Below are 16,699 nucleotides of genomic sequence, written 5' to 3' on the forward strand. Positions count from 1 at the left end.
AAGAAAATGCCAAATACGAAGATGCTCGCAGGACATGCCCGCTTGCCCAATGGAATGGCGGTCAGTGATTTGCACGAAACATTAACGGTTACGATTGAGGTCGATCATACGTATGGTGTGATTGTTTGGGCGGATTGTACGCTTGCCACCGATCATGCGCAATCCTACCTCGGTAATTTGTTAAAAGGTTTCAGCTTACGTGATGGGCTTCAACTGATTGAAAAAGAAATCGAAAACCACTATTACGGAAAAGCGAAACCAGCGCTATTGGCTGCAGTACGTGATGCTTACAAACAGTATCAGACACCACATGTCGTAAAATAGTCTCATAATTTAAATAAATCAAATAATTCGTTGACATTCTCCTGATATGGTTGTAAGATATTGAATAAATCACCTGGAGAAAGGCATCCCTTTCCCGTTCGGTGACATTACTGACATATGAACATGAATACGACACTGTAAAATCTATTGGACTTCTCTTCCGGAAGCCAGACGTAGATAAAGCCAGTGATATCTTCCTCTTGGAGATATTGCTGGCTTTTTTTAATGCTGAGACCCCAAATTTCTGGCGATGACCGCCGCAAAATTGAAGGAGGAATTACAATGAGCATGGTTAAAACCGAATTAGTGAAGTCTTATGAGAATTTCAGCGTAGTGCAACACCCTCAGTCTAAGCGTCTTTATCATATCGAATTGAAGGACGAAGCAGGCACAGCCTTTTTGGAAAAACATCGCAATACGATTTCCCAGAAACTAGAGTATATCCCGTACATGCGCTATGTGATCGCGAATGATTTGAAACAGGTGCTTGGAGAAGATTTTTCAAAGGTAATCAATGAAGTGCTTCATGACCGTGAGTTCGGCGGATTCACCCTTGGAATCGGAAAGCTTACCTCCTCAGATGAAGATTATGTAAAATTCTCGACAGCAATCACACATTTGATCGGCGGTGTGAATTTCGATGCGATGTCTGGAAAGTATTACGCCCGTTTTACCGTTAAAGACACTGACAACAGTGACTCCTACCTCCGCCAGGCATATCGGCTATTCACCCTCCATACCGATGGAACATTCGTTAACGAACCTTGCGACTGGCTATTGATGATGAAGTTTGCAGAAGAAAATGCCATCGGCGGTGAATCCCGTCTCTTGCATTTGGATGACTGGGATGAACTTGATTATTACGCCAATCATCCGATTGCTTCAACGAAGATTCCATACAAATCTCCTGCAAGCAAAAATGTCAGTCAAACGGTGTACAATGATACCTTTTTCGAACATAACGGCAAGCCGTGCATCCAGTTTATCGATCAGTTTGCCTACCCTGATACAATAGAGCAAGCGGAGTATTTGAAATCGATGTCTGACTCGATGGAAAACAGTACAGCAGTCGTGGAGCTGAATCTCCCTGTAGGCGATCTCGTCGTCTTGAATAACACATTCTGGCTCCATGGTAGAGCAGCCTTCGAAAAACATCCGGACTTGCATCGTGAGCTGTTACGTCAACGGGGGTATTTTAAAAAAGTTTAAGGAAACGGAGGATTGATTATGTATGATGTCCTGATCATCGGCGGTGGAATCGTCGGGCTTTCTACTGCCTATGCCCTGACCGAACAGAATCCGACATTGAAAATTGCTGTGCTCGAAAAAGAGGACAGCTGGGCAAAACATCAGACCGGGCATAACAGTGGCGTCATCCACTCCGGCATTTATTACAAACCAGGTAGTCTGAAAGCACGCTTTGCAAAAGAAGGCGGGCGCAAACTCAAAGCATTCTGTGATGAGTATGGGATCTCCTATGAACAATGCGGAAAAGTGATTGTTGCAACGGATGAAAACGAATTGACTGCCATGCAGAATCTATACGAACGAGGCTTGCAAAACGGCTTGGACCTCAGTCTATTAGATCAAGCAGAATTGAAAGAGGAAGAACCATATGTGAACGGCATCAAAGCAATCAAAGTACCTCAAGCTGGCATCATTGATTATGTGGGAATTTGTGCGGCAATCGTGACAGTATTGGAAAATCGGGGAGCAGACCTTCTTCTCGGGACAGAAGCGAGACAGATAAAGGAAAGCGGGGATGCGGTCATTGTGGAAACAGGTTCTCGTACCTTCCGGGCTAAGCATTTAGTGAATTGCTGTGGCTTACAAAGCGATCGAATCGCAAAACGCAGCGGTCAGAACCCTGACTTGAAGATCGTTCCGTTCCGTGGCGAGTATTTTGAACTGAAGCCTGAAAAAGAATATCTCGTTCGGAATTTGATCTATCCGGTTCCGAATCCTGATTTTCCATTCTTGGGCGTGCATTTCACACGTATGATCGGTGGCGGTGTTGAAGCTGGACCGAATGCCGTACTTGGTTTTAAAAGGGAGGGTTACAGGAAACGGGATATCTCATTGAAGGATTTGTCCGAGACATTGATGTATCCTGGGTTCTGGAAACTTGCCTCAAGCTATTGGAAGGAAGGTCTCGAGGAGATGGTCCGATCTTTCAACAAAGGAGCATTCGTGCGTAGTTTACAACGTCTGATCCCTTCGATTGAAGCTGACGATCTCGTGTCTGCACCTGCAGGAATCCGTGCTCAGGCATTGAAATCAGACGGATCACTCGTCGACGATTTCTTTCTTGTTCATAGTAAACGGAGTACACACGTCTGCAATGCTCCGTCCCCTGCGGCTACAGCGTGTTTTCCGATCGGAGAACACATCGCAACAGCACTTGATATCGAACGACCAGTTAAAATTTCTAGCTCATCTTGAAGTGAACAGATTAATCTCCATTTCCTTTATAAAACCAATCAGAGGCTGGGACAAAACTATAACTGCTAACAGAAAAGACGAACAATAAAATATATACTGGATAAAATGAAAGACGAAAAGCGTAGGCGACATCCGTAGACTCCTGCGGGAACAGCACGAGTCGAAGACCCCGCAAGAAAGCGGTCTTTGCTTTCTGAGGAGGCTGAGGCCGTGCCCGCGGAAAGCGAAGAATGTTGACGAAGCGGAACCCTTCATGTATTGCTCAATAAAAAACCCGGACAAATTGTTCGGGTTTTTTATTGAACAAGTTCATTTGTCCCAGCCTCTTTCCTTTTCACTTCACGAGTTGGTGTTTTGCCGCCCGTTTGATGATGTTGATCGTCGACATATGCAGCGCTTCATGATTCATATGGAAAAGAAACATTTCTCCTAATGTTTTCATATGAAAGAACTCACCCTTTAACGGCTGATCCAGTTTACCTCTGCACACCTCAATCATTTGATCAGGCTGTTCTTTCAATCGCTTTAGCAACTCCTCATAAGATGGCGGTTGTTCATTCCAATCAACTGGACTGCTTTCACGCGGAAACATCACATGGTACTGTTGCGGCAGCATTCTCTCTATATCAAGTGTCTGGGATACGGTGTGGTCCCAACCAGCCAATATATGCCCGATATTCCAGCGGATATTGTTTCGGTGATGTTCGGGGATATGATCAATCAATTCTTCTGTTAACCCCTCCACTGATCCGACTGTCCAACTTCTCCACATTCTGAATTGCTCGAAAATCTGTTCTTCGTTCATATTCATCCTCCCCATTATCCAAATGATCCTATACCTCTATACTTAGCTGTCCGATGCCTAAATCCTCTTTCATCGAATGAAATTCAGCAGGTTGGTTATACCAATTGTAGTGATGAAAATGAGGGATCCTGGATGAAAACGATGAAATGGCTTTTAAAATCACTATACAGAGAATTCTTAGATCGGAAAATGTACGACCTTGCAGCGCAAATGTCGTATTATTTTTTATTGTCCCTCTTTCCATTTCTCATTGTCGTCATCACTTTAGTCGGACACCTGCCGCTTGATACTGGTTCCGTACTGGATATTGTAGAGCCCTATGCCCCTGAGAAGACGATTCATTTTCTAAGGCATACACTGGATGGGATTTTCGCCAATCAGGAACAGAACTTGCTTACCATAGGATTCCTCTCATCGATTTGGTTGTCATCCATAGCGATCCAATCTTTTTCTCGGATTTTGAACGAAAGTTATCCACAAAGGACCAAACGCTCTTTCGTTATACAGTTGTTGGAAGGATTATTACTGACGATCGCTTTTATCAGTGTGGTCGTCATCTCTGTCCTCGTTCCTGTAGCTGAACGTCTCGTACTAAGTTATATCGATGAAGACGCCTGGTTGTTTTCATTCATCATCAGTTTTTGGAACCCATTGAAATGGATTGTCGGGAGCTTTGTTTTATTTGGTTTCTTTTATGTTCTTTATCACTTTGTTCCAAAAGCAAGACTGAAGTTTATCGAAGTATTGCCCGGAGCCATTTTCTCGACCATCATCTGGCAGCTCATTTCGTTGGGCTTTTCGGTATATGTCCGATATAGTCAATATTCGATCATTTACGGAAACGTGAAAACCATCATCATCCTCATGATTTGGCTTTATTTGACCGCCTTGACTTTGATCATAGGTGGGACCATCAATGCCCTCCTGTTTAAAAGAAAGTACAAATATGATTGAAATAATTTGTTGATTTTTGTATGGTAAAAATATGGAAATTTTTTAGGGGGGATTGGGTGATTCGTAAAATCACTTTTTTGATTGTTTTCGTGTTCTGTCTTTTCGGTCTCTTCCACTATGTGGACGAAATCTTTCTGTCATCCGATACGGAGATCCCTGAACGGATCACGTTTCATTACGATACATATGTAAGTACAGACTTTTTCATCCAAACGGAAGCTTCACGCCCTAAGCCCAAATTCTTGCCTACTGGGTTTACAGTGGAAGGCGATGAATATGGGAGTTTGGATGGGGGGCGCGTTTACCAGAATCCAACGACAGATGAAATATTCATAGAGTATGAAGAATCTGAAACGCCACGCTATGTACTGTATGAAAAGAAATGAGGACTGTCCGTTGATGGCAGTCCTTTTACCGTTTTGTAATAATTAATGTAGTAGCAACAATTCATGTTCTGACACCCTTGCGCTGTTTTTCTACTTTATTTGAAATTTGGCCACTAGATCTAATCACCACATGGATGCTTTTTTCATAGGAATGAACAGCCATGTGAAGATTTGCCGTACAAAAATATAGATGAAAACAGAGACAGGAATGATATACATGTCTGCAATTGTAATGACGTCTGATTTAGACAAGTAAAATTGTTCAAAGTTGCGGTTGATGGTATAGGTTAAAATGGCCCCGTAAATTATGGCTGGAACGACAAAAATCAGCCATGGGTTATACAACAACCTTAACTTGTATTCCGATAAGGTCAGTTCATAAAAGAATTCAATCATGCCGCAGATAAATCCAGTCAGCATCAACATGGTGACGAAACTGCCCAATTCAAAATAAACCCCATTGTCATACTCCGGAAAGAAAAATTCCATGACGGTGTATCCGATGAAGACCAAAGAACCCGTCAACAGAAAAGCACTCCAAATCCATCGCACGAATTTAAGATATGGGAAAAGAGCCTTTTGCATTTCTTTATGTAGTTGTTCTTTATCGCCGAAAGATTTGATCGCGTGGGTTACAGCTTCTTGCTCCCCCCACCCTTCGCTCATCAGTTCTACTATATGCGCTTCAAGATGCTCGATGAGTTCTTGTCTGAAATCTTCTTTTTCAATCGCGGTGATCGGCAACCTGTCAACGATTCCACCGACATATGCATCGATTCGGTTCATGAGTATCCCTCCGAACATTTCTGGATTAAAAAGTTGATTTTCTTCCAATTACTCAACTTCTTTTCCAATTCTTTGCGTCCTTCATCAGTCAGGGTGTAATATTTTCGGCGATTTCCTTCATGCTTCTGGCTCCAATACGAGTGGATGAACCCTTTTATCTCTAAACGTTTCAAGGCTGGATATAAGGTCCCTTCGTTCATGTTGTAGGTTTCACCGCTTTTCAACCGCAGTTCTTTTGTCATTTCATACCCGTAGCAATCCTTGTTTACCAGTAACGATAGTAACAGGATATCGATACTTCCCTTCATCAATTCCTTATCCATTGGTAAACCTCCAAAATTTACTAATTACATCATATAACGATATGCATCGTATAACAAGGTATTAATTGCATATTTTTTCCTGGATATTGATTCAAGGAACCAGGGTGTCATCTGACACATTCCTTTCTTGCCTTGTTTTTCATATTGATATTATTCACCTTCTGTTATGTTCCATCTCCTCCAGTGCAAGATATGCCTCTCCTTTTACTGCACTATTCTCATGTTCTGTGTACGTTTTGATCGTCGGCAGGTATTTTTGATCATGCGTCATACCTAAAATATTGATTGCTGAGATCAAGCAAGGTAAAGGTAACTGAGGTAAATGTTGTTCTAGAGAATCCCAATTCATCCTCTCAACATTTTGATAGGTTACGGCATTTGCCAAAGCATCGAACATTTCCTCTTTGACCTCAAGGTTTTGCTCCTCAAGCGCATAGTTCAATAAAACCTCGATCAGCTCCTCGAAGTTTTCTATGCTTTTGTTATATGACTCGAAAACGTCAGACAGGTGGGATATCGTTTCAATCTTTTCTTGTTCGTCTTTTCCTTTTAAAATCTGTTCAATTTCTCTTACATCCATTGTGAACATCCTTTACAATTTTTTCAGTCTGTGAATGGAATATGCGAATCATTAGCTATACTTTCGCTATAATGTGGACTATTTGGATTAAAGACATTCTTTTTATGAAAATTACCATGTGAATCCATCGTCCATTTACCTGATGGTGCCTTCACTTCTATCCGATAAATCCAGTTATCTTTAGCATTTGATCCAACCGGTGCTGACGGATCAGGTCCATGGGCTCTGACATTCCAAACATTACCGCTCTGATCGGTCCATCTATACTTTTCGCCTTCTGCAGCACCACCCGGAACTTCTTTCCATGGCAGCTGTTTAGCGTCATCAGGTAATCTTGCACGAAAATCTTCTATATTTTTTACGTTAGTGAAATCCCCTACTGTCGGTTTAGGAACTACCGGCTTTTCCGGAGGATCAGGATCCTTTCCTTTTTTACCAATTAGATCATCCCAATATTTTTTCAACTTTGAAGCAATGGGATCTCCAAGCTTTTTCAAAGCATTTGCAAAAGGTATTCGGCTTAATATAGCAGCCACCCCAACCGCCAGTGCAGTTTCAGGTGTAAGCAACTTCTTCGGGTTCCGGATGATATCCGCTATACCGTGGCCACCAGCAGCCACACCGATCCCTGTCGTAACCGCACCAACCGATGCCCAAAAACCTAATAGCGGGAAGGTCAAAGCGAATGCTCCTCCTATGATGATCGCTTTCTCCAAGCCGGATAAACGATCCCACCAATTTTGCAGCTGGTCGAATAGACAAGCGATACAGGCTTGGGGTGTATAGTAAGAATCAATCCATTCCTTTAAAAATAGTGCTGCAAAAAGTGTCACTGCAATCACGGCCAAAGCCTTATAATATTGCTGGATGTTCTTTTGTATTCTAGGTACCAGACTTTCTGCTTCAGAATTTCCATACAGTAACGTAAAACCAAGTTCTCTACGCTCTCGATAAAACATTAGAAAATAACCAAAACGTTTACGATCAGTTGAAATAGAAATTACCAGGTTCCACATTTCAGAAAAGGGATTGATCACATGTTCTCCATTCAACATGGGAAGTTTTCCACTGACACGATTCAGAGACTTATAATCTAAAAAGATGGAGATCACAAGTATGATCAAGAACAATGGTTTGGCCGCATATCCGCTACCTAATAAATCATGGATTACAGTAAGCCATTCAGGAGCGGTATAGAACGAATTCCAGATTGCATGATCAAAGATTGCCCAAACCAAAAGGATTGCCGGAAAAATATAAGTGAACTGCTTGAATCGCTCCCTGTATCTTATGGCTAATCCGATACCCAGTGCAACCATTGCAGTCAGCACGGAATGTCCAGCTGCCATTTTGTCAGGCAGGAACCCCTCCTCAAAATACCCAGGGAAAAGGGTAAAAAACTCCCAATGAAGGACTTTTCCCTGTAACAAGGTCACTCCATAATGATCACCGGTAACAAATCTGCGAAATGTTTCCTCCAAAAATTGAAAACCTGCACCGGTCGCAGCTCCTATAAGCGCAAAATCACTTAAACTTAATGATGACGCGCGTCGGGAGAAATAGAGATATGCACCTAACGGGATGAGCTTTACGATCTCTTCTACAATAGGCGTCAAGATCGCCATACTCCAAACATCAGCTTCTCTACCTCCTAACACTGTGGTAAAGGAACTGACGATGATGGTATTGATCGGCGTCATCAACCATGCTCCGGCTAAAAAGAAGTACGTGTACTTTTTCCATGTGAGAGTTTTACTTCTGCATAATAACCAAAATTGCAATATGACATAAAAGGACCAGAGAAACTGGACGAACATCCTACGAGAGTCTTCCATAAAAATCAGGCTTAAGATGAAAACGCTCAGTGAAAGCCAGGCGAAAATAGCATAGACTCTTAAAATAACAGGATGTTGCTTAATTAATTCTTCCCAGAATCGATGGATGGTTTCCAGTTTACTTCTAATCTTCACTCTTAAACTTACAACTTGACTTGCCATAGGGTTCAACTCCGATGTGACTTTTTTTCATCAAGCTGCCATCTAGTTGTTTCAAGAGTGTTCGACCTTCTAAACTGGTATAAGGTAGTCATAATGGATAATTGTGACAATAACCTCAAGTCTTCATGAAAATTCATTCGATAAATGCGACTAATACATCATGATTAAAGTTACTTCATTGTAAGTATTGTTGGAATTGGTTACAACAGGAATATTTCAACGGTTAAATTTGCAATAGCAATTATCCTTTGTAAACAGCCTAAACAAAAAATGAAGTTGACCCGTTCATTAGATTCGAGTCAACTCCACCTTTATCCTTTTCTTTTCATTAAATCAAACTCCGACTTCAGACTGATTAAAGTTCATCCTGACGCTCGTTAAGCATCCTGGCCCTTTACATTATGATTGAAACAGATTAGTGACGGGAGGATTTTTCCAATGGAACAGACGAACTCATTATCCCTTTTTAAAAATAAAACGTATGTTAAATTGTTTCTTGCTTCATCCATATCGATCTACGGTGACTGGTTCGATATTCTCGCTATTTCAGTCCTGGTGGCTTATGGATGGAACACAGATCCTGTATTGATCGGGCTCATCCCAGTATGTTTTGCTTTACCAGGGATCCTTTTTGGATCGTTCGCCGGTGTTCTCGCTGACAGGTACAGGAAAGTCAACTTGATGATGGCTTCTGATTTCATCAGTGCGATTCTGACAGGACTCCTCGTTTTGGCCGATCACATCTATTGGATTCTTCCTCTCTTGTTTTTAAGGTCTACGATGGGTCTGATCAGTTCCCCTGCAGCACAGGCGTTGACAAGGCACGTCGTCCATGAGGATCAGCTCTTGAAAGCGACCTCCTACAATCAGATCGTCAATAATTCTGGGAAAATCGTTGGGCCATTGTTAGGGGCTGTTATTCTCGCTCTCATATCCCCGAAAATTTGTATCTTGATCAATGCATTCAGCAGCATCATATCTGGACTCATTCTCCTGACCATGCGTAACATCAAAGAAAATGATGCGACATCTGAAAATGAAGACGAAGCAAAGCCTAGTTTCAAAGAATCCTGGAAAGAAGGATGGGCGTTTGTATTGAAGCAACGGGTGATTTTCAATTCCATTTTATTCTCCTTGATCGGCATGATGGGGATTCAGCTTGTCGACTTTCAATTTCCAGTCCTCCTTCGTTCCGTCAATATGGAAGATCCAGTTGTGTTCGGTATGCTGATGAGTATGACCGGAATAGGGTCAATCCTTACAATCACCTGGATGAACCGTTTCAAAGATCTCCAGTATGGTTGGGCGATCGGCGGTGGGATGAGCTTGATCGGTTTCGGGTTTGCGGGTGTAGGTTTCATTGCAGAAGGAATGTCGTTATTCATTCCCGCCCTTTTCGGACTGCTTGTCGGTTTAGGAAATGGCATTTGGATGGTCGCATTCAACTTTGCTTTACAAAAAGAATCTCCTAAAGAAATGATCGGGCGGGTCTTCGGGATTACGAACTCCTTGTTCAGTGCGGTTGTGATCATCGCACCGATTACTGGCGGAATTCTCGTTCAAACGCTCGGTCCCTCGGCTGTCATCCAAGCAATCGGATTTGCCGTCGGTGGAACGGGCATTATCGGGGGAATCCTTGGCAAATGGCTCTGGAAACAAAAATCCAGCTCAACAACGATTCTTGAACCCGTTTCTAAAGAGTCAAGTGTTTAAAAACCGTTTCAAGGCTGAAGCAAAGAACATCCTTACAAGGGGTGTTTTTTGTGGTCTTTAAAGAGGCATAACAGGGGAATCAGGCCAAACGGGATCTGCATCTACAAGTACTGGACTGTCAGGCCATATCGGATCCTCACCTTCGGGAACAGGTCCATCTGGCCATACCGGATCGGACTCAGCTATTGATGGATACTCTACCCTAGGAAGATTACCTTTTCCGCCATCATCATAATCTTGTCCTCCAACTACAAGAACACATAGCGCAAATACTACTGTACTTGCTAAACACATTACATTTTGAAACCATTTCGTCATAAAAGACCTCCATTAATTGAATATTTTTACATTTTTATCATAATTTTAATATTTTTAATTGTCAATTCTTTTTTGAATAATATATTTAATTATTTAAAAATTCTTTCAATAAATTTACATTGTGGTAAAATGATAGTGGGAGGCGATATATTTGGAAAGTAGTGTAGGACTTAGGATTAAAAGGTTAAGAAAAGATTTGGGACTTACCCAGGGAGATTTAGCTGGGGATCAATTGAGCCGCGCCATGTTAAGCCTCATTGAACGAGATCTGACCACCCCCTCCCTCCGGACGATTGAATACTTATCCCACAAACTAGGTGTTTCCGTTGGTGATTTACTAGGGGAAATCAAAGACACATCCATTACTTCAGCCACCTCAGAAGATATCAAGAAATCACTCAATATCTGTACAACCCTTTTTAAAGTTAAAAAATTCAAGGAAGCGGAGAATCGTCTGAAAGAACTGATCAAGATTGAACACGTTTCCTTTCCAGAAAAATGGCTGGCACACAAACTGCTCGGTCAAATATATGAGAAGCTGGATGAAGATGAAAAGGCCCTGGTTCACTTCACTGAGTCCCTTTACTATTTATCTTCTACGGATGCAAATGAGATTGTAGAAGTCTATTATTATAAGACTCTATCGAACCGGAAGCTTGGACATTATAAAGATGGAATTGCAGCTGCACTCAATGCTGCTGTACTCATCGAATCTTATCACACCAAAGTAGACAACCTTCTTCAAATCAAACTTCTCTACAACCTCGCACTTTGTTATTGCCGTGTTGAAGAGTTCCAAAAAGGACTTGATGTCATCAATCGCGCAATCGGAATCATGGAAGCAAACGAAGTTACATATTCAAACGGCCATTTCTATATGCTGAAAGGGCTCGCAGAATTGTATATGAACAAATTCGCTGAAGGAATCGTATCGACAAGAGGGGCGATTGAATACCTTGATGTCAATACACATCCAGAAAGGTATTTAGGTTCCAAAATCAATCTAGGGATCATTTTGCGAAAACACAACGATATACAAGACTCATTAAAGGAACTGCACGAGTGTTTGGATGCAGCATTGAAAGCAGACATTCCGTATATCACCGTCAATAATTACTACGAGCTTGCCCTCTCCTATCTTCATATCGAGGATATCAAGCAGGCCGAGTATTATGCAAAATGCGGATTAGCATTAGTCGAACCGAGATCCCACTTACATGGCCAATGCCACTATGTTCTTGCCAAAGTACTGATGAAACGTGGAAACTATAAACAAGCATTGAATGAAATCAAAAAATCAGAGTCGATTTTCCAATTACAGAAGAATGAATCTTGGTCTGCTCTTGTTCTATCTGAAAAAGCGATTTGTTATGAACATCTGAATGATCATAATAACGCATTCCAATCTTTACTGCTAGCAAACCAAATGATGTTGAAAAAAGATATGAGGCTCATAAGCACGGAAATTCCGGTAATGAGTTGATTCGTTCACTTTGAAGGAGGAATCAACCTGTGGACAGAGGTAATAAAGTAGTTTATCGGGGCAAGACGTATTTAGTGATATGGAGATATGATTCAGGTTATCTTGAAATAAAGGGAGACTTCAGAACATACCTTGTTCACGAAAAAGACGTAAAGTATGTGAAGTAGTCAAATAGTGATGAAGTGAGAAAAGTGCCCCCATTTAAGGATTGGCACTTTTTTAGCGTATCAGCACATAATTTTTCCAAGGGTTATTTTACTCACTTTCTACGGACAACCTGTAAGCCTCCTCACTAGAACAAGGATGTCAACATAAGAATGAAATCATTTTCGTCTCTGCGATAAGAATTCATAGAAAGCTTCCTAATGCTTGCTTCGACGTTCAAACCTGCAAATCGATTTGCTGTGACTCGCTATCCAGACCCTCGGGTTCTATCTTACGGAACTTATGAAGCAACACCAGAAAAACGATTTCCATGATCAAGCTGACCACAATCAGAAGAATGCCAATCCCTATCCCGATATTCGTGCCTAAATTCATAAGAAAAGGCTCTACACTAGTCACGATCAACATTGCAATGATATAGACTTTGAATGTCAATTGCGTCCTTTTAAAAATTGCCTCATCCCCATAGTGTCGTGCCAGTTGTAGCATGACCTGGAACACATAAAAGACTAGAATCAATTTCCCTATTCCGAGTGCACTCATGTATATCGGCCACCCGTCATTCGCTGTCAATCCGGTGATCTCGTTATTCGTCTGTTGGATGAAAACGGTTGGCAGCGATAACGCAAACAAGATCATCGCAAAAATCCGCGAAAGGTTTCCGACCTTATATTCAGACGATATCCGTTCAAGTCCCAGGTAAATGAGAAAGTAGCCCAATGGATCGGGAAGGATGTCGAAAGCGACGATGTGGATTTCGAGAAATACGAGCAGGAATCCTGTAAATATTTTTGTGAATGATTCTTTCATCGTACTTTCCCTCCCTGGTGGTTGGTGATGATGTCATTAATATCGGCCTGATTTAAATATGGTTCATCCCAAATAGGAAGTGAAAGCTCAAATGCTTCTCCATCTAACGACTTTCCTTTGATCCAGATGTTGAACCTCAAATACATTGTGTTATCGTCATTAATTTGTGCATAAAAACTGACCAAATCACCTTTCGCAATTTTGATTGGAAATTCGATATCGGGTAATGCCGTGCCTATAACATTATTCCACGGTCTGTTCAAATCCCCATAATTGTCATCGAGATCTTTTTTCACCGGGGCTGGCTCGATTTGCGGAGCATTGATTTTCACTTCTAGTAAACCCGGATAGTCCTCCTGTAAAGGGATTTCCACCTTTTCAATAAGTAGTCCTTCTTGAGCTGACAGTTCAAAATTACTGCGATGTTCACTGCTGCTTCCACTCATTTGAAATTTAAATGGTTGCTCACGGTTAGGTTCTCCACTTATCTTAACTTGCCCGATATCAACAGCATGATTTAAATCAGCACGAGCACTGAAAGAAGGAATAATTTCACTGAACGTCCACTGGTTTCCGCTTCCTTTTTTGACTGGAAGTTGTTCTTCGTACATGTCCACTTTAAAAGAACGCAAATGATGATGAATATATTCTTCTTTATTTAGAGGTCCTTCCTGATTGAACATGAACCCATCATGTGATGTATAAAGATGGATACCATTTATACTGATGCTATTTACCGTACCATGATCACCTTTATTCGTAAGATAATAGAATTCCAAAGGCATTCGATCCTCTACCGACACTTCATAATAGTGTTTAATAAAAATAGGTTCATCCAGTTGCTTTGATTGCAGATATGTATAATTACCTGTCCAAATAATGACAGCAAGTATGATTGCAATCCAAAAATACCTTTCCCTCATATTGAAATCCCCCTAAAAAATTCAACATCTACACATTTTACCATATTTGGAAGAGTAGTAGATTATTCATGGCAATTGAAACTATTAGAATTTGTCTGGAGCATCCGATTTACTTGTTTTGTGTAGTCCGGTAACTTGTTTTTTACAGATAATCAGGTATTTCACACTATTGAAATTTTATAGTTTTTCCTTTATATTTTGATTATTCAGAATACTATTCCCGCGTTCGATGATTATTTAAAAAGGAGGATGAAAAATGACTGATGTCCGATTGATTCCTTATCAAGTAGAAGAAATCATCGAAGATTTGACGAATATTCCTCAAGGTGTAGAAATGATTGAAGCACCCGAATTATGGGAGAGAGCTGACAAAGGGAAAGGGAATGTTGTCGCGATTATTGATACGGGATGCCAGACCAACCATCCTGACTTGGAAGGACGGGTGATTGACGGCCGCAACTTCACGACAGATTACAATAGTGATCCAGACAATTTTCTGGACAACAATGGACACGGTACTCATGTTGCTGGCACCATTGCTGCGATTGGGAAAGATAATAGCATTGCAGGTGTCGCTCCTGAATGCAGCCTGCTCATTTTAAAAGTGTTGACGAAACAAGGCAGCGGCAGAATGGAGTGGATTGTGGATGCTATTCGCTATGCGACTGATTGGACAGGACCTGATGGGGGAAAAGTGAAAGCCATATCCATGTCACTTGGTGGTCCACAAGGTACGGATGAATTACACCAGGCAATCAAAGATGCTGTCGACAACCAGATATGCGTCGTTTGTGCTGCCGGTAATGAAGGTGACAACCAGGAGGATACTGACGAATATTCTTATCCGGGTGCTTATAATGAAGTCATTCAGGTAGGAGCGGTAGACTTCCAACGCAACATTGCACGATTTACGAACACGAATGATGAAATTGACCTGGTTGCACCAGGTATCAATATTTTATCGACATTTCCAGATAATAGATATGCGAGGTTATCAGGAACATCGATGTCGACACCGCATGTGTCCGGAGCGTTAGCCTTATTGAGCAACCTTACAACTAAGGAATTTGGCCGTGAGTTGACTGAGCCGGAACTGTACGCACAGCTTGTCAAACGGACAACCCCACTTGATTATTCGAAAAAAGCTGTCGGAAATGGCTTCCTGACCCTCGGTCTCGTCGATAAACTGGAAAATCTGTTCAGCCCATACACAAAGATGTGGGAGCAAGAGGATAAGAGCATATTGATGGCAGAGAGACGGTCCTGATAAACGCAACTAAAGAAAGCTTGGCATAGCCAAGCCTTTGGCGCAGGCTGAGCCTTAGCTGTACTTATATTGAAGAAAGTATTTTATACTTTCTTTAAATGCAAAAGAGGATGACTCCAAATAGGAGCATCCTCTTTTTACATGTATTTAAATTTTTACAGGCTTTGGTGAAATAAGTGCAAAAATAAAACCTAGAATCGGAAAGATCATTGTCAGGAGCAAGATTTCCGTATATCCGCCGAATAAGTCATAAGCAAAGCCGTACGGAAGTGGACCGAATGCAGATCCGATCACCATCGTCGTCATCGCCAATCCTTTAATACTTCCCAAATGCTTACGACCGAAGTAATCCGGCCAAATGATTGAAAGCGTAATCCTTTCCAATCCGTTTACAATCCCCCACATTACACCGAATAAAATCGCCATCCAATAGGATTCAGTAAATAAAAGCATTGCAACAAACGCTAACTGTCCCAGAAAGCTGAGTGATAGTACAACATTCACCTTCACTCTTTCTAGTATGAATCCAGAAACCATCGTAATCGGAAATCCGATGATCGCCATAAGACTCAGAATGAAAGCGGCCGTTCCTCTGCCCAATCCACCTTCTGTAAAAATAGATACGAGGTGAAACGTAATACCCGTATTAACCAGTGCAGGTATACTGACACAGAACAAGATCAGCCAGAATTGCCGAGTCTTCATTGCTTCATTCAGTGTCCATGACACATCATTCGGATTTTCTTCTTCGATTTCTGTTCCATCATCCCTTACTTTTCTTACAGCATTATCCGGCTTCAATCCTATATCCTCAGGTCTATTTTTCATGAATACGAAGACAAGCGGTACGAAAATCAGAAGGATCGCTCCCCCCAATATCCGGAAAGCAACCTCCCAGCTGAACGTTTCAATCAACCAAGCATTTATTGGTGGAAATAAAGCTGAGCTGAGGAATCCACCGATCGCCATGAAACTGAGTGCCCTTCCTCGTTTTTCAATAAACCATTGGGGTACAAGGGTGTTCGGGACCAATGTCATCGATCCTTGTCCGAAGAATCGTAAAAGGAAGAATCCGATAAATAACATGACCGGCGTCAGCACGAAGCTGTTCCAAAAACAAGCTACCGCAAGCATAATTCCAATCACCAAAGACATTCGCCGCTGACCAAAACGATCGACAGCGCGTCCCATCAGGAAGAGTAATGCCCCTGATAACAGAGTAGCCCCAGAATATATACCCGATACAAGTGAACGGCTCCACTCAAATTCTTCTATATATGAATCAATAAAGACAGAAACTCCATATGTCTGACCGGGTCCGGAGAAGAACAATCCCATGCCGCCTATGAAAACAATAATCCATCCATAAAAAAAGGGAAATCGTGATTGTATGTAATTAGAAACATTGTTCATAGCTGTCACC

General features: G+C 41.6%; 17 protein-coding genes. 8 read left to right on the forward strand and 9 right to left on the reverse strand.

Annotated elements, in window-relative coordinates; translation table 11 throughout:
• Nucleotides 1-6 precede the first annotated feature (6 nt).
• From ACTWQL_RS15170 to lhgO, 3 genes are all read left to right on the forward strand, one after another.
• The gene (locus ACTWQL_RS15170; protein ID WP_261129894.1) at nt 7-324 is read left to right on the forward strand and encodes a DUF3870 domain-containing protein; all 318 of its coding nucleotides are present in this window, start codon (nt 7-9) and stop codon (nt 322-324) included.
• A 282-nt stretch (nt 325-606) separates the two neighbouring features.
• Nucleotides 607-1,533 carry a glutarate dioxygenase GlaH gene (glaH, locus tag ACTWQL_RS15175; protein ID WP_443143273.1) on the forward strand — a complete coding sequence of 309 codons (927 nt, stop codon included), beginning with the start codon at nt 607-609 and terminating at the stop codon, nt 1,531-1,533.
• A gap of 18 nt (nt 1,534-1,551) precedes the next feature.
• Nucleotides 1,552-2,766: an L-2-hydroxyglutarate oxidase gene (gene lhgO / locus ACTWQL_RS15180; RefSeq protein WP_443143274.1), complete on the forward strand. Its 1,215-nt coding sequence runs from the start codon at nt 1,552-1,554 to the stop codon at nt 2,764-2,766.
• 334 nt (nt 2,767-3,100) lie between these two features.
• On the opposite strand, the gene ACTWQL_RS15185 is transcribed toward lhgO, so the two are convergent.
• Nucleotides 3,101-3,571: a DinB family protein gene (locus ACTWQL_RS15185; RefSeq protein WP_443143275.1), complete on the reverse strand. Its 471-nt coding sequence runs from the start codon at nt 3,569-3,571 to the stop codon at nt 3,101-3,103.
• 132 nt (nt 3,572-3,703) lie between these two features.
• Between ACTWQL_RS15185 and ACTWQL_RS15190 the strand changes: the two genes are divergently transcribed.
• Together ACTWQL_RS15190 and ACTWQL_RS15195 are read left to right on the forward strand one after the other, a co-directional pair.
• Nucleotides 3,704-4,525, forward strand: a complete 822-nt coding sequence (locus tag ACTWQL_RS15190) for a YihY/virulence factor BrkB family protein (RefSeq protein ID WP_443143276.1) — start codon at nt 3,704-3,706, stop codon at nt 4,523-4,525.
• A 56-nt stretch (nt 4,526-4,581) separates the two neighbouring features.
• Entirely contained in the window at nt 4,582-4,911 is a 330-nt protein-coding gene (locus tag ACTWQL_RS15195) for a hypothetical protein (RefSeq protein ID WP_443143277.1), read from the forward strand.
• 123 nt (nt 4,912-5,034) lie between these two features.
• Here the strand turns inward: ACTWQL_RS15195 and ACTWQL_RS15200 are convergent, their stop codons facing one another.
• The 4 genes from ACTWQL_RS15200 to ACTWQL_RS15215 form a co-directional block, all read right to left on the reverse strand.
• Nucleotides 5,035-5,697 (reverse strand): permease prefix domain 1-containing protein, encoded by a 663-nt coding sequence (locus ACTWQL_RS15200; RefSeq protein ID WP_443143278.1) that lies wholly within the window; start codon nt 5,695-5,697, stop codon nt 5,035-5,037.
• Complete coding sequence (locus ACTWQL_RS15205) at nt 5,694-6,020, reverse strand: PadR family transcriptional regulator (RefSeq protein ID WP_443143279.1); 327 nt, start codon at nt 6,018-6,020, stop codon at nt 5,694-5,696. Before ACTWQL_RS15205 ends, ACTWQL_RS15200 begins: the two co-directional genes overlap by 4 nt.
• A 154-nt stretch (nt 6,021-6,174) precedes the next feature.
• Nucleotides 6,175-6,600 carry a hypothetical protein gene (locus ACTWQL_RS15210; RefSeq protein ID WP_443143280.1) on the reverse strand — a complete coding sequence of 142 codons (426 nt, stop codon included), beginning with the start codon at nt 6,598-6,600 and terminating at the stop codon, nt 6,175-6,177.
• A 23-nt stretch (nt 6,601-6,623) separates the two neighbouring features.
• Complete coding sequence (locus ACTWQL_RS15215; RefSeq protein WP_443143281.1) at nt 6,624-8,597, reverse strand: polymorphic toxin type 30 domain-containing protein; 1,974 nt, start codon at nt 8,595-8,597, stop codon at nt 6,624-6,626.
• A gap of 438 nt (nt 8,598-9,035) precedes the next feature.
• Between ACTWQL_RS15215 and ACTWQL_RS15220 the strand changes: the two genes are divergently transcribed.
• Nucleotides 9,036-10,310 carry an MFS transporter gene (locus tag ACTWQL_RS15220; protein ID WP_443143282.1) on the forward strand — a complete coding sequence of 425 codons (1,275 nt, stop codon included), beginning with the start codon at nt 9,036-9,038 and terminating at the stop codon, nt 10,308-10,310.
• 57 nt (nt 10,311-10,367) lie between these two features.
• On the opposite strand, the gene ACTWQL_RS15225 is transcribed toward ACTWQL_RS15220, so the two are convergent.
• Nucleotides 10,368-10,628 (reverse strand): hypothetical protein, encoded by a 261-nt coding sequence (locus ACTWQL_RS15225; protein ID WP_443143283.1) that lies wholly within the window; start codon nt 10,626-10,628, stop codon nt 10,368-10,370.
• Nucleotides 10,629-10,779: 151 nt separating this feature from the next.
• Between ACTWQL_RS15225 and ACTWQL_RS15230 the strand changes: the two genes are divergently transcribed.
• Nucleotides 10,780-12,111, forward strand: a complete 1,332-nt coding sequence (locus ACTWQL_RS15230; RefSeq protein ID WP_443143284.1) for a helix-turn-helix domain-containing protein — start codon at nt 10,780-10,782, stop codon at nt 12,109-12,111.
• 381 nt (nt 12,112-12,492) lie between these two features.
• Here ACTWQL_RS15230 and ACTWQL_RS15235 read toward each other — a convergent pair whose 3' ends face one another.
• Both ACTWQL_RS15235 and ACTWQL_RS15240 read right to left on the reverse strand, forming a co-directional pair.
• On the reverse strand, nt 12,493-13,086 hold the full coding sequence (locus ACTWQL_RS15235) for a hypothetical protein (protein WP_443143285.1): 594 nt from the start codon (nt 13,084-13,086) through the stop codon (nt 12,493-12,495).
• A complete protein-coding gene (locus tag ACTWQL_RS15240; RefSeq protein ID WP_443143286.1) occupies nt 13,083-14,009 on the reverse strand; it encodes a hypothetical protein in 927 nt (308 codons plus the stop codon). The genes ACTWQL_RS15235 and ACTWQL_RS15240 overlap by 4 nt, the downstream gene beginning before the upstream one ends.
• Before the next feature lie 256 nt (nt 14,010-14,265).
• Between ACTWQL_RS15240 and ACTWQL_RS15245 the strand changes: the two genes are divergently transcribed.
• Nucleotides 14,266-15,276 (forward strand): S8 family peptidase, encoded by a 1,011-nt coding sequence (locus tag ACTWQL_RS15245; protein WP_443143287.1) that lies wholly within the window; start codon nt 14,266-14,268, stop codon nt 15,274-15,276.
• Nucleotides 15,277-15,423: 147 nt separating this feature from the next.
• On the opposite strand, the gene ACTWQL_RS15250 is transcribed toward ACTWQL_RS15245, so the two are convergent.
• A complete protein-coding gene (locus ACTWQL_RS15250) occupies nt 15,424-16,689 on the reverse strand; it encodes an MFS transporter (protein ID WP_443143288.1) in 1,266 nt (421 codons plus the stop codon).
• Nucleotides 16,690-16,699 lie beyond the last annotated feature (10 nt).

The sequence above is a fragment of the Pseudalkalibacillus sp. R45 genome, from assembly GCF_052246725.1.
Lineage (GTDB): Bacteria > Bacillota > Bacilli > Bacillales > Fictibacillaceae > Pseudalkalibacillus.

Excerpts from the sequence above, each read along its gene's own strand:
- ACTWQL_RS15170 (WP_261129894.1), top strand. The coding sequence starts at position 7 with ATGCCAAATACGAAGATGCTCGCAGGACATGCCCGCTTGCCCAATGGA.
- glaH (WP_443143273.1), top strand. The coding sequence starts at position 607 with ATGAGCATGGTTAAAACCGAATTAGTGAAGTCTTATGAGAATTTCAGC.
- lhgO (WP_443143274.1), top strand. The coding sequence starts at position 1,552 with ATGTATGATGTCCTGATCATCGGCGGTGGAATCGTCGGGCTTTCTACT.
- ACTWQL_RS15185 (WP_443143275.1), bottom strand. The coding sequence starts at position 3,571 with ATGAACGAAGAACAGATTTTCGAGCAATTCAGAATGTGGAGAAGTTGG.
- ACTWQL_RS15190 (WP_443143276.1), top strand. The coding sequence starts at position 3,704 with ATGAAAACGATGAAATGGCTTTTAAAATCACTATACAGAGAATTCTTA.
- ACTWQL_RS15200 (WP_443143278.1), bottom strand. The coding sequence starts at position 5,697 with ATGAACCGAATCGATGCATATGTCGGTGGAATCGTTGACAGGTTGCCG.
- ACTWQL_RS15205 (WP_443143279.1), bottom strand. The coding sequence starts at position 6,020 with ATGGATAAGGAATTGATGAAGGGAAGTATCGATATCCTGTTACTATCG.
- ACTWQL_RS15210 (WP_443143280.1), bottom strand. The coding sequence starts at position 6,600 with ATGGATGTAAGAGAAATTGAACAGATTTTAAAAGGAAAAGACGAACAA.
- ACTWQL_RS15215 (WP_443143281.1), bottom strand. The coding sequence starts at position 8,597 with ATGGCAAGTCAAGTTGTAAGTTTAAGAGTGAAGATTAGAAGTAAACTG.
- ACTWQL_RS15220 (WP_443143282.1), top strand. The coding sequence starts at position 9,036 with ATGGAACAGACGAACTCATTATCCCTTTTTAAAAATAAAACGTATGTT.
- ACTWQL_RS15225 (WP_443143283.1), bottom strand. The coding sequence starts at position 10,628 with ATGACGAAATGGTTTCAAAATGTAATGTGTTTAGCAAGTACAGTAGTA.
- ACTWQL_RS15235 (WP_443143285.1), bottom strand. The coding sequence starts at position 13,086 with ATGAAAGAATCATTCACAAAAATATTTACAGGATTCCTGCTCGTATTT.
- ACTWQL_RS15240 (WP_443143286.1), bottom strand. The coding sequence starts at position 14,009 with ATGAGGGAAAGGTATTTTTGGATTGCAATCATACTTGCTGTCATTATT.
- ACTWQL_RS15245 (WP_443143287.1), top strand. The coding sequence starts at position 14,266 with ATGACTGATGTCCGATTGATTCCTTATCAAGTAGAAGAAATCATCGAA.
- ACTWQL_RS15250 (WP_443143288.1), bottom strand. The coding sequence starts at position 16,689 with ATGAACAATGTTTCTAATTACATACAATCACGATTTCCCTTTTTTTAT.